The organism is Methylobrevis pamukkalensis (assembly GCF_001720135.1).
Lineage (GTDB): Bacteria > Pseudomonadota > Alphaproteobacteria > Rhizobiales > Pleomorphomonadaceae > Methylobrevis > Methylobrevis pamukkalensis.
On record NZ_MCRJ01000062.1, the window covers coordinates 1 to 10,594 of the forward strand.

The window sequence follows — 10,594 nt, forward strand, 5'->3', positions numbered from 1 at the left end:
TCCCTCGATATGAAAAAAACCCGCCAAGCCTGCGCCCGCAAGCGAAATGCCTTCTCCAGTGGATGACGACGCCGTCAAGATCATCCTGCTGCCGTCGGCGCTGAAGGAGGACATCCCGGTTCGCCTGGTGACGCTCGCGCGCCGCCTGCAACGCGCGCTCGACGCGCAGAAGGGACGGAACGGGTGACAAGTCTTCGAGGTTGCCGTGTGCTCATCGTCGAGGACGAGTTCTTCCTCGCTGAAGATCTCAGCCGCTATTTCCGCAGCATGGGCGCCGAGATCCTTGGCCCTGCCGCGAATGTCGAAGCGGCGGAGCGTCAGGTGTCCCACGCCGATGCCGCCGTGCTCGATGTGGATCTGAACGGGCAGAAGGTGTTTCCGGTCGCGGACGAACTCGTGCGGCGCGGCACGCCCTTCATCTTCTTCACCGGCCGGGAGGACATCGCGATCCCCCTTCGCTTTCGCCACGTCGGGCTTCTGTCGAAGCCGTTCAACCACAATGCGGTGTTCGAAGCACTGTTCTCGCGCGATGCCGCCGGCCCTGCCGACGACGCGGCCGAGGACGACGTCTTCGCGGCCCTGCCGAAGCTGCGGCTTGCGGCCCTGCTCCTGATGAAGAACTCGGGCGCGGCCGACCGGCTGGTGGAACTGACGCTCGAGCAGGCGCTGACGGTCACGGCAACGCGGGATCGCCACGACAATCTCGAGGCGTGGCTGACGAGCCTGCTGGAAGAGACCTACACGCGAACCGGGCGCGACCTGCTGGTCTAGGCCGATGCCCGCCCCCGAGGCGTTTCGGCCGTGTCAGACCCTGACGGCGCCGCCTGCCATGTTCCGCGGTGCGGCCTGCATCACGACGGAGGCCGGCGCGATGTGCGGATCCGGCGTGTTTTTTCCAATGACAGTGGATGATGGAACCGTCGCAGGGGCTCGCGGTTAGGGGCGCTCGTGCGGCCGGTCTTCGAAGGCTGCTCCGCGCGCCCGCAATGACCCGCCGGAGCCCGCGACATGACCTTGTCCGTTATCGCCCTGAACTGCACGCTGAAGCGCGGAGAGGATCCCTCCTCGACCGACAGGATCCTGCGCGAGGCCGTGGCCGAGTTCGAGAAGCTGGGCACCAGAGGCGAGATCCTGCGTGTCGCCAATTTCAACGTCCTGCCCGGCGTCACCTCGGACGAGGGTCCGGGTGATGACTGGCCGGCCATCCGGCAGCGTGTGGTTGCCGCCGACATTCTCCTCATCGGCACGCCGATCTGGCTGGGTCAGCCCTCGAGCATTGCCAAGCGGGTGATCGAACGCCTCGACGCCTTTCTCGGCGAGACCGACGACAAGGGCCGGATGCCGGCTTACGGCAAGGTTGCGTCCGTGGCGGTGGTCGGCAACGAGGATGGCGCCCACCACTGCCACGCCGAACTGTTCCAGGCCCTCAACGACGTGGGGTTCACCCTCCCTCCCGGTGCCGGGACCTACTGGGTCGGCGAGGCGATGGGATCGACCGACTACAAGGACCTGCCGTCCGGCAGTGACAAGACGCGGCACACCAGCGCCATGCTGGCGCGTAATGCCGTGCATCTGGCCACCTTCCTGAGATCCGCCAACTATCCGGGCATGCCGACGTCATAAGGCGTTTCCAGCGACGCGGGACGCCGCGCCCCTGTCGATCCCGGCGCTTCGGGGAACATCACATCGTCTGCATGGTTCGGCGCCCCAGGACATCCTCCAGCCGGCGAGACGACGATGAGCTATCCCCGATTCATGGCGATGATCGCCACCTCCACGCTCGTGATGTTCGGGCTGATGTATCTCAACACCTACGCGGCCGATCACGTGTTCTTCAGCCAGACCCGGGCGTGGATGGCGCTGGTGATGGGGGCGACCATGGCAGCGATCATGCTCGCGTTCATGTGGGGGATGTACAGGAACACCCGCGCCAACATCGGCATCCTGGTTGCCGCCGCCATCGTCTTTGCCGGCGCGCTGGCGCTGGTGCGGAGCCAGGCGACGGTGGACGACGTCGCCTACATGAAGGCGATGATCCCGCATCACTCCATCGCGATCATGACCAGCGAGCGGGCCCGGATCACCGATCCGCGGGTGCGGGAGCTTGCCGACGAGATTCTGGAGGCGCAGGTGCGCGAGATTGGCGAGATGAAGGCGCTGATCGCCGATCTGGAAGGTCGCACCGAGGCTGCGCGGGCCGAGTGAGCGGGCGGCATTTCCGGCCGGTCGTCCCCCTCCAGGAAGCCCTGAAAGGAGCCCGACATGTCGGCCCATGGCGTCGTGCATGGCCCCATCGGCGAAAACGCCGTCCATCTTTGCGTCGACATGCAGCGGCTGTTCGGTCCGGGTCAGCTGTGGGCGATGCCGTGGCTGGAACGGGTCGTCCCGACGATCGAGACGATCTGTGCGCATCGTCCGGAGCGGACCGTGTTCACCCGCTTCATTCCCGCGGCGCGACCGGGCGAGGGGCGCGGCAGCTGGGCGCGCTACTACCGTCGCTGGGCCTCCGCCACCATCGAGGAGGTCGGCCCCGACGCGCTGCGGCTGGTGCCGGCGCTGGAGCGCTTCGTTCCGCCTGCGGCCGTGGTGGACAAGCATGTCTATTCGCCGTGGCTGGAGCGCAGCCTCGACGAGACGCTGGCCGGCGGCGGCGTCGACACGCTGGTGATCACCGGCGGCGAGACTGACGTCTGCGTGCTGGCGACCGCGCTCGGCGCCATCGACCGGGGATTCCGGGTCATCCTGGTCGCGAACGCCCTCTGCAGCTCCTCCGACGAGACCCACGATGCCCTGATGAAGCTCTATCTCGACCGCTTCACCGAGCAGGTGGAGGTTGCCGGCGCCGAGGAGGTGATCGCCATGTGCGCCCGCGATGAGGTGGCCCGTCCGAGACCGCGACCGCTGCAACCGCCGGCCGCCGGCCCCTGCACCGAAACGGCGGGACCGCGGGAACATGCGGGCCGACGGACAGTTTGCCTCGGAAAGTCCTCATGCCAGCAGGAAACAGATCCATGACGTCCCGGCCGATCATTCTCGCGCTCGTTGTTCTCGCCGTGCTTGCCGTTGGCTACGGGATGCTCTCGGCGAGCACGCCCGAGACGGAGGACACCACCGGTCAGCAGCCGCCGCATTCGCTCCAGAACGAGTGATCAGCGGTCTTGCGCGTGATCCCGGGCCACGACCGGGGAGCGATCGGGCGCAACGGGTCCGGCGGCCGGGGGAGAACCGGCGCCGGGCAGGAGGCCCGTCCCGGAAATGAGGCGGGAGCCGCGTTCATACGAGAGGTAGCGGGCCGTCCATTTCAGCGCGACGCTGAGGCGCTTCTCGAATCCGATGAGCAGGTAGACATGGGCGATGGCCCAGGCCACCCAGGCGAGCCAGCCGCGCACATGCCAGGTGCCGAGTTCGTAGACCGCCGCGTGCCGGCCGATGATCGCCGTGTTGCCCCGGCTGCGGTAGACGAAGGGCGGGAGGGGCGTGCCCTTGCGCAGATGACGCGCAAGATGGCGTCCGAGATGGGTTCCCTGCTGCGCGGCGACCTGGGCGAGGCCGGGCAGGGGTTTTCCGTCCGGCCCGTCCAGATGGGCGAGGTCGCCGAGCACGTAGACGCCCGGAAGGCCCGGAACCGAAAGATCGGGGGCGACGCCGACCCGGCCGGCGCGATCCAGCGGCACGCCGAGACAGCCGCCGAGATCGCTCGACCGGACGCCGGCCGCCCAGAGCGTGAAACCGGCGCGGATGGTCTCGTCGCCGAGCCTCACCCCGGCCGGCCCTATCTCCTTCACCGCCTCGTTCGTGCGTACCACAACGCCGAGGCGCTCGAGCCGGGATCTCGTGTAGTCGGAGAGGCTCACCGCAAAGGACGGCAGCAGCCGCGGCCCCGCCTCCACCAGGATGACGCGGGCCTGCTCGGGGGCGATGTGACGGAAGTCCCGGGCCAGCGTGAAGCGGGACAATTCGGCGATGGAGCCGGCAAGCTCCACGCCGGTGGGCCCGCCGCCGATGACGACGAAGGTCATCAGCCGCTGCCGCTCCTCCGGATCCATGGCCTGTTCCGCCTGCTCGAAACTCAGCAGGAGCCGTGAGCGGATCTGCCGCGCATCCTCGGCCGTCTTCAGGCCGGGCGCATGCGCCCTCCATCCCTCGTTGCCGAAGTACCAGGGCCTGCTGCCGGCGGCGAGGACAAGGCGCCCGTAGGCGCGCTGCCGCCCGTCCGCCAGGCCGATCGTGCGTGCGACCGTGTCGATCCGCGTCACGTCGCCGTAGATCACCTCGACCGACGGGTAGCGGCGCAGGATCTTGCGGATCGGTTCGGCGACGTCCGTCGCGGCGAGCGCGGCGGTCGCGACCTGATAGAGCAGCGGCTGGAAGAGATGATGGTTGGTGCGGTCGACGAGCACCGTCGGCACACCGGCGCGCCCGAGCTGCCTTGCCGCCTCGAGGCCGGCAAATCCGCCGCCGACGATCACGACCTCCGGCAGGTCCTGCAAGGAGGCTGGCCCCTCGGATGCTCCGGGAGCGGCGGGCGTTGCCATGGTCATCATCCCCTGCGCGTCGCGCCCGATGTCCGTCCGCCGCCGGCCGCCATCCCCCCGGGGAGACGGCGGCCGACGGCGCGGGAACGCCTAGCCATGGGCGCGGTTGTCGCCCGTCACGGTGATCGAGATCCGGACCGAGGGGCGAGGCCCGGGCCGGCTTGCCTCGACCCGCCCGGCCACGACGAAGCCCGCCCCCAGAAGCGGTTCGATCACCCGGCCATGGGCGGTGGGCAGATAGCCGAGGGGCCGGCCGTCCGCCGTCTCGATGAGCACCGAGCGCGGGTCGTAGACCCGGTTTGCCGCCCGGCGCAGCCGCAGGGGCGTCCCTGCGGACGGCGGCGGCAACCCGCCGTTCATGTCCGCCACATTCGTCACGTAGCTTTCGATCGGCCTGCCGATGCTCTGCGAGGGCGCCGCAGCGCCGGCCACACCGGTGCCGGATGCGAGGCCACCGCCGAGCGCGGCAAGAAACAGTCGTCGGTCCATGTCTTCCTCCTGGCATGTGGCCCGACCGGATCACGTCGATCCGGCCGGGTGATGCGCGAGCCCGTGACGCGCCGGCGGCCCGGCGGGCGACACGTCGGGCGGAACGCAGGCCTCAGAGCTGTTCGGCCTGGGCGCCGGACTTCGGACGGGCCCGGCCGAGCGTCGGCTCTTCCCCGAGCGGCTCCATCGGGCGTGCCGAGAAGCTGTCGTTGCCGTCGATCGACTGCCCTTCCGACCAGCGACCGCGCGGCGGCTCGCTCCCATCCTGCTGGAAGCCGAGGAAGACATAGGAGAACTCCCGGTTCTCCTCCTCCTGGGGATGGCTGTTGGGGATGGGGAAGACGCCGCTCGGACCGCCGAGTTCCTCGAGCGCGGCCAGCCACTGGTTCTGGTGCATGGTGTCGCGGGCGATGAGATACTGCAGCATCTCCTTCATGCCCGGGTCGTTGGTCATGTTGTAGAGACGCACCGCGAGGACCCGCCCGGTCGACTCGGCCGTGACGTTGGCGGTCATGTCGGCAGCGATGTTGCCGCTCGCGTAGATGTGCGACATGTCGAAGGGGATGCCGTCGGAATCGACGGGCATCGCGGACAGACCCGACGAGAGCAGGTGCTTCATGCACATGCCGTTGAGGACGGCGCCGCCGACCGGATCCTGCGAGGCCTGTTCCTGGAGCGAGAGCGGCGCGCCCTCGAGGTTGAGCGCGACCGCGGTCGCGAGCATCTCGATGTGGCCGAGTTCCTCCGTGGCGGTGTTCAGCAGCATGTCGCGGAACTTGGGGTCGCCGCGGGCGCCCCACGCCTGGAACATGTACTGCATGGCGACGCGGATCTCGCCCTCGACCCCGCCGATGGCCTGCTGGAGCGCGCGCGCGAAACGCGGGTCCGGCTGTTCCACGCGAACGGGGAACTGCAGCTTGTTGTCGGTGTAGAACATGAATCCTCCTTGGGGATGTTCCGAAAGTCGTGATGGGAGCGGAAGCGGGACGGCCGCCTTCTGGCCCGACGCCCCCGCGTCCCGTCCCGGCGCCGAACCGGCGCGATGTCCCGATGTTCCGGCCGCAATTGCACCTGACGCGGGAAATCGCGCCGGGTGGTGCGCGGCGCTGCGGGATCAGGCGCCGTGCGCCGGATCGAAATCGAGGACGACACCGGAACGGGGCGCGGCGGGAACGCGCGACAGGTCCACGCTGAGGTCCTGGGGCGGCAGGGTCCACCCGCCCGTGGACGCGAGCACGCGCAGGGCTTCGGCCATCAGCGCCACCGTGAACGCCTCGCCCGGGCAGCGGTGATCGGTCCGCGTGTCGCCGCCCCCCTGGGGGATGAAGTCGAACCCCTGTTCGCGCCAGCTTCGACGCCGGTCGATATCCAGCCGCTCGGGCCGGGGAAACAGGTCGGGATGATGGTTGGTGCCGTAGAGATCGAGGAGAACCCACGCCCCCTGGCCGATCTCGTAGCCGTTCCAGGTCAGGGGCCGCAGCGCCACCCCGCCGACGAAGGGAAAGAACGGCGCGGTGCGGCGGACCTCCTCGCAGAACCGCTCCGCGAGATCGGCCGCGCCCCGCACCGTCAACCCGGCGGCGATGTCCGGATGGCGCGCGAGTTCGACCACGGCGAAGGCGATGAACCGTCCCACGGCAACGAGGGGCCGAAGCAGGTTCAGCGTCTCGACCACCGCCTCGTCTTCGGACAGGAGCACGCCGGCCGGATCACGGTGGCGGCAGATCGTGGCAAAGGGGCTGGCACCATGGCCGACGAGATCCTGTGCGCGTTCAAGCCGGACGAGGTCGGCCAGCCATCCTTCGACCCGGCGCCGCCGCAGCAGGGCCGACCAGGTGCGGGGGCCGAACCCGCCGGCGCTCTCGATCATGCGGACAAGCTCCGGCGCAAGCCTGTCGGGGTCAAGCTGCGCGCGCGGGATGCCAAGCCAGTCCACGGCGGCCCGGGCAAGAAGGACTGGCAGTTCGTCCATGAGCCGCACGGCGTGCCGCCGCCGCCAGTCCGTCACCGCATGTGCGATCTCCGCGCGGAACAGGCGGACGATGCGCTGGATCTCGACGGGATCGATCAGCAGGTGGACGAACATCGCCTTGCGATGTCGGTGGATGTCACCCTCGAGCGTCTGGACGCTGCCGACGTCCTGCAACAGCCGGAACGTCGTGGGCGGCATGGCCTTGCGCCGGGTGAAGGCGCCGCTGCCGTAGAACAGGCGCGCCGCGTCCTTGCCGCGCATGCAGATCACCCGCCGCAGCATCAGCCGTGTCGCGAAGATGTCGCTGCCGAGCCTGTCGCAGCGGCGGCCGATGAAGAGATATCCCTCGCGCAGCAGCGCGAGCGTGGCGTCAGGGGCGCTGTCCCGGGGAATGTCCGGCATGGCGGTTCTCGCAGAAGAAGACAGGCCGCCCGGCCGGGGACGGATTGTCGACGTCGGTCATGACGGGTCCGTGCTGGCGGCGGTCGAAACCGCGGGCCGGGCCCTCGTGATCCCGCCGAACCTGACCTCGGCGGCAATGTTCCGGCGCCTTCACGTTCAGCAGGAACAATTCCGGACAGCTCCGGTTCGGACGCCCAGATCGAGCGACTCGAGACCCGGACCCAGGAAGAAGATGCCGATGCCTGCGCGTATCTTGCTGCCCGTCTCCCCCCTCGACTGGAAGACCAGGGTCGGGTGGTTGTTGGTCGGCTTCGCGCTGAGCGGGTTCTTCGACGGCATTCTTCTTCACCAGATCCTGCAGTGGCACCATCTGCTGTCGGGGCTGGACGAGCCGCTCGGCTCCGATCTGCGCTTTCAGGTCCTCGCCGACGGCCTGTTCCACGTCCTGATGTATGTCGTCGCGATCGCCGGAGGCTGCCTGCTGGCGGCGGCATGGATGTCCGACGCGCGCGGGGCCTCCGCGGGCGAGGTGCTGCGAAACGGCCTGATCGGCTTCGGTGCGTGGCACGTCCTCGATGCCGTCGTCTCGCACTGGCTGCTCGGCCTTCACCGGATCCGGATGGACAGCGACATGCCGCTGGTCTGGGATGTCGGATGGCTCGTCGTCTTCGGCCTCCTGCCCCTGCTGCTCGCCGCGAGGCTGCCCCGCGGGGGCGGTGGACGCGGCCGCGGCGTGGCCGCCGCCATCGCGGGCCTGACCTTCCTGGCCGGGATTGCCGCCGGCGCCGCGCCCGGGGCGGGCGACCGCGGCGACACCCTCGTCGTGTTTCGCGCCGGCATGACCCCTGCGGCGATGATGGACGCCGTGGCTGCGGCACAGGCAACGCTGAAATGGACCGAGGGCGGCGGCTCCGTCTGGGCGATCAGCGACGTGTCATGGCCGGGCCTCGCCACGCTGTACGCGCGCGGCGCCCTGGTCGTGTCGTCGACGCCGGTCCTCGCCGGATGTCTGGCCTGGACGCGCGCGGAGGGACGCGCCTGAGGCTGCTCCGCCCGAACGACGATCGGCGACGGAGTGCCGACACCCGGCACGACGAAATGCCCGAGGGGTACCGCGTGTGATCCACCCCGCCGCACACGGCGTATGGCTCCAGGGAACAAACAAATGTTAAGCCGTTATGCGGCCGGCAGAATCAATCGCCGGGGCGCAGGCGCCACAGGAACCGGGTCATGACATCGAACGCACCCTGGAAAGACGAGCGGCTCAAGTCGGACATGTCCGACCTCATGGAGCAGATCGAGAAGGAGGAAGTCCCTGACGCCCTGCTTGATCTGGCGAAGAAGCTCCAGGATGCCCTGCGCGAACGCCGACGCGCCGTGACGGATCATGATGGGTCCGGAACATGAAAGGCGGCTCCACGGCGCGCGGATCCGATATCTTCCCGTGGTGCTCCTGATCCTTTCTTCGCGATGCGTCTGACCGGGGCCTGCCTGCCGCGTTCCGCGTCGTCCTTCCTCTGGAACTTCCTGCGCTGCGCAGGGTTTGGCCGGTGATGCCGCAGCCCGGAGGTTGCGAGGCCGCAATGGCCGGCCGCCGGCGCCTTCCACAGGTTCGGCCTTCGTGACGCGGAGGCCCGTCGCTGGGGCGGCCGGGCGCGGCATCCGCACGGGAGACCCCACATGCACAGGACGATCTTTCGACTTGAACCCCGCGCGGAGGCAGACGATCCCGGCTGGACGCGCGCGCCCTCCCACGGGGTGGTCATCGTCAGGGCCGATTCCGCGGCCGATGCCCGCATCGTCGCGAGCGAAGGCGAGACGGACTTTCTCGAAACGCCGGCAAAACCCGGCGACGGGGTGTCCACCCGCTTTGCCAGCGCGTTCCGGGACGACAAGCTCTATCACGTGGTCGAGGACGAAAGCGGCCGCCACGCCGCGGCCGGGCCGCGGGGCATCCTGGAAGGACTGACCCGCCCCGATGTCATCCGGCGCTGAGCCGGAGGCCTTGCGCGGCAGCAGGCCACAGGTTTCGGCGGCGCCCGCGCGGCGCCGCCGTGACAGGCGGTGCCTTGCCGGCAGTCATTCCGCAGCTTCGGCCTTGCGAACGATCTCCGGCCGGAGCGTGAGGAACCAGTCGATGGTTCTGGCCAGTCCTTCCCGCAGCGGCACCCGGGGCTCCCAGCCGAGCAGGGTCCGGGCCTTGGCAATGTCCGGCTGACGCATCTGCGGATCATCCTCCGGAAGCGGCTGATGGACCATGGCCACGCGCGACTTCAGGTGACGGGTGATGAGCTCCGCCAGTTCGTTGATCGTGAATTCCCCCGGATTGCCGAGATTGACCGGCGTGCGCGGATTGGGATCGACCTCCATCAGCGCGACGAGCCCGTCCAGGAGGTCGGACACGTAGCAGAAGGACCGGGTCTGCTCGCCGGTCCCGTTGATGGTGAGCGGCTCGCCCGCGAGCGCCTGCCGGATCAGGGTCGAGACGATGCGGCCGTCGTCCGGCTGCATGCGCGGGCCATAGGTGTTGAAGATCCGCGCCACGCGGACATCCGCCCAGTCGTGGCGCAGGAAGTCGAAACACAGCGCCTCGGCCGCGCGCTTGCCCTCGTCGTAGCAGGCGCGCGGGCCGACGCAGTTGACGTGGCCGCGATAGTCCTCCTGCTGGGGATGCGAGGCCGGATCGCCATAGACCTCCGAGGTCGAGGCCTGGAGGAACGCGGCGCCGTGCGCCGCCGCGATCCGGAGCAGGTTTCGCGTGCCGGCCACGCTCGTCATCATCGTGTGCACGGGATCGGCCTGGTAGCGCGGCGGCGAGGCCGCGCAGGCGAGGTTGTAGACCTGGTCGATCGGCTCCTCGACCTCGGCGATGTCGCAGATGTCCGTCTCGATCAGCCTGAACCGCGGATGGTTGGCTAGCGGCGCGATGTTGGCCCGGGAGCCGGTGAGGAAACTGTCGACGCAGATGACCGCATGTCCGCGCGCAAGCAGCAGATCGCACAGATGCGAGCCGAGAAAGCCCGCGCCCCCGGCCACCAGCGTCGTCTTGAATCTTGCCCTCGTTGCGAGGCGTCCGCTCCCTGAAGAATTCATGAGGCCACTCCTGTCGTGCACCGGGTGCCGTGCGGCATCCCTTCGCGCAAGGATCTTTCCGCCCGGTCGCTTCGGACGGGCAGAGGACTGCCGACATGTCCGG

Annotated in this window: 14 protein-coding genes; 9 read left to right on the top strand and 5 right to left on the bottom strand. The window is 69.1% G+C overall.

The features are described from left to right. Positions 1-58 precede the first annotated feature (58 nt). The 6 genes from A6302_RS25335 (at position 59) to A6302_RS22940 (ending at position 3,149) form a co-directional block, all read left to right on the top strand. On the top strand, positions 59-187 hold the full coding sequence (locus A6302_RS25335; RefSeq protein ID WP_280939117.1) for a hypothetical protein: 129 nt from the start codon (positions 59-61) through the stop codon (positions 185-187). A 20-nt stretch (positions 188-207) separates the two neighbouring features. Beyond that, the gene (locus A6302_RS23535) at positions 208-771 is read left to right on the top strand and encodes a response regulator (protein ID WP_069307148.1); all 564 of its coding nucleotides are present in this window, start codon (positions 208-210) and stop codon (positions 769-771) included. A 237-nt stretch (positions 772-1,008) separates the two neighbouring features. Beyond that, entirely contained in the window at positions 1,009-1,623 is a 615-nt protein-coding gene (locus A6302_RS11440) for a flavodoxin family protein (protein WP_069307149.1), read from the top strand. A 114-nt stretch (positions 1,624-1,737) separates the two neighbouring features. After that, positions 1,738-2,205 (top strand): DUF305 domain-containing protein, encoded by a 468-nt coding sequence (locus A6302_RS11445; RefSeq protein ID WP_069307150.1) that lies wholly within the window; start codon positions 1,738-1,740, stop codon positions 2,203-2,205. Between the two features lie 57 nt (positions 2,206-2,262). Continuing rightward, complete coding sequence (locus tag A6302_RS11450) at positions 2,263-3,015, top strand: cysteine hydrolase family protein (RefSeq protein ID WP_083255703.1); 753 nt, start codon at positions 2,263-2,265, stop codon at positions 3,013-3,015. Next, positions 3,012-3,149: a hypothetical protein gene (locus A6302_RS22940; protein WP_169833567.1), complete on the top strand. Its 138-nt coding sequence runs from the start codon at positions 3,012-3,014 to the stop codon at positions 3,147-3,149. Before A6302_RS11450 ends, A6302_RS22940 begins: the two co-directional genes overlap by 4 nt. On the opposite strand, the gene A6302_RS11455 is transcribed toward A6302_RS22940, so the two are convergent. The 4 genes from A6302_RS11455 to A6302_RS11470 all read right to left on the bottom strand — a co-directional run bounded on the left by A6302_RS11455 (position 3,150) and on the right by A6302_RS11470 (position 7,398). Next, positions 3,150-4,535 carry an NAD(P)/FAD-dependent oxidoreductase gene (locus A6302_RS11455; RefSeq protein WP_083255705.1) on the bottom strand — a complete coding sequence of 462 codons (1,386 nt, stop codon included), beginning with the start codon at positions 4,533-4,535 and terminating at the stop codon, positions 3,150-3,152. A 90-nt stretch (positions 4,536-4,625) separates the two neighbouring features. Then, the gene (locus tag A6302_RS11460; RefSeq protein WP_069307152.1) at positions 4,626-5,024 is read right to left on the bottom strand and encodes an HIRAN domain-containing protein; all 399 of its coding nucleotides are present in this window, start codon (positions 5,022-5,024) and stop codon (positions 4,626-4,628) included. A 112-nt stretch (positions 5,025-5,136) separates the two neighbouring features. Next, the gene (locus A6302_RS11465) at positions 5,137-5,961 is read right to left on the bottom strand and encodes a manganese catalase family protein (RefSeq protein WP_069307153.1); all 825 of its coding nucleotides are present in this window, start codon (positions 5,959-5,961) and stop codon (positions 5,137-5,139) included. Positions 5,962-6,138: 177 nt separating this feature from the next. Next, a complete protein-coding gene (locus A6302_RS11470) occupies positions 6,139-7,398 on the bottom strand; it encodes a cytochrome P450 (protein WP_069307154.1) in 1,260 nt (419 codons plus the stop codon). Here A6302_RS11470 and A6302_RS11475 point away from each other — a divergent pair. The 3 genes from A6302_RS11475 to A6302_RS11480 all read left to right on the top strand — a co-directional run bounded on the left by A6302_RS11475 (position 7,397) and on the right by A6302_RS11480 (position 9,393). Next, positions 7,397-8,440 carry a DUF2243 domain-containing protein gene (locus A6302_RS11475; RefSeq protein WP_245294033.1) on the top strand — a complete coding sequence of 348 codons (1,044 nt, stop codon included), beginning with the start codon at positions 7,397-7,399 and terminating at the stop codon, positions 8,438-8,440. The two genes, A6302_RS11470 and A6302_RS11475, sit on opposite strands and share 2 nt — an antisense overlap. Positions 8,441-8,628: 188 nt before the next feature. After that, positions 8,629-8,805, top strand: coding sequence for a hypothetical protein (locus A6302_RS22945; protein WP_169833568.1), 177 nt, complete (start codon positions 8,629-8,631; stop codon positions 8,803-8,805). A 273-nt stretch (positions 8,806-9,078) separates the two neighbouring features. Further along, positions 9,079-9,393 (top strand): hypothetical protein, encoded by a 315-nt coding sequence (locus A6302_RS11480; RefSeq protein WP_069307155.1) that lies wholly within the window; start codon positions 9,079-9,081, stop codon positions 9,391-9,393. A gap of 84 nt (positions 9,394-9,477) precedes the next feature. On the opposite strand, the gene A6302_RS11485 is transcribed toward A6302_RS11480, so the two are convergent. Next, the gene (locus A6302_RS11485; protein WP_069307156.1) at positions 9,478-10,491 is read right to left on the bottom strand and encodes a UDP-glucuronic acid decarboxylase family protein; all 1,014 of its coding nucleotides are present in this window, start codon (positions 10,489-10,491) and stop codon (positions 9,478-9,480) included. Positions 10,492-10,594 lie beyond the last annotated feature (103 nt).

Excerpts from the sequence above, each read along its gene's own strand:
- A6302_RS11465 (WP_069307153.1), bottom strand. The coding sequence starts at position 5,961 with ATGTTCTACACCGACAACAAGCTGCAGTTCCCCGTTCGCGTGGAACAG.
- A6302_RS11440 (WP_069307149.1), top strand. The coding sequence starts at position 1,009 with ATGACCTTGTCCGTTATCGCCCTGAACTGCACGCTGAAGCGCGGAGAG.
- A6302_RS11480 (WP_069307155.1), top strand. The coding sequence starts at position 9,079 with ATGCACAGGACGATCTTTCGACTTGAACCCCGCGCGGAGGCAGACGAT.
- A6302_RS11450 (WP_083255703.1), top strand. The coding sequence starts at position 2,263 with ATGTCGGCCCATGGCGTCGTGCATGGCCCCATCGGCGAAAACGCCGTC.
- A6302_RS22940 (WP_169833567.1), top strand. The coding sequence starts at position 3,012 with ATGACGTCCCGGCCGATCATTCTCGCGCTCGTTGTTCTCGCCGTGCTT.
- A6302_RS11485 (WP_069307156.1), bottom strand. The coding sequence starts at position 10,491 with ATGAATTCTTCAGGGAGCGGACGCCTCGCAACGAGGGCAAGATTCAAG.
- A6302_RS11455 (WP_083255705.1), bottom strand. The coding sequence starts at position 4,535 with ATGGCAACGCCCGCCGCTCCCGGAGCATCCGAGGGGCCAGCCTCCTTG.
- A6302_RS11445 (WP_069307150.1), top strand. The coding sequence starts at position 1,738 with ATGAGCTATCCCCGATTCATGGCGATGATCGCCACCTCCACGCTCGTG.
- A6302_RS22945 (WP_169833568.1), top strand. The coding sequence starts at position 8,629 with ATGACATCGAACGCACCCTGGAAAGACGAGCGGCTCAAGTCGGACATG.
- A6302_RS11460 (WP_069307152.1), bottom strand. The coding sequence starts at position 5,024 with ATGGACCGACGACTGTTTCTTGCCGCGCTCGGCGGTGGCCTCGCATCC.
- A6302_RS11470 (WP_069307154.1), bottom strand. The coding sequence starts at position 7,398 with ATGCCGGACATTCCCCGGGACAGCGCCCCTGACGCCACGCTCGCGCTG.
- A6302_RS11475 (WP_245294033.1), top strand. The coding sequence starts at position 7,397 with ATGGCGGTTCTCGCAGAAGAAGACAGGCCGCCCGGCCGGGGACGGATT.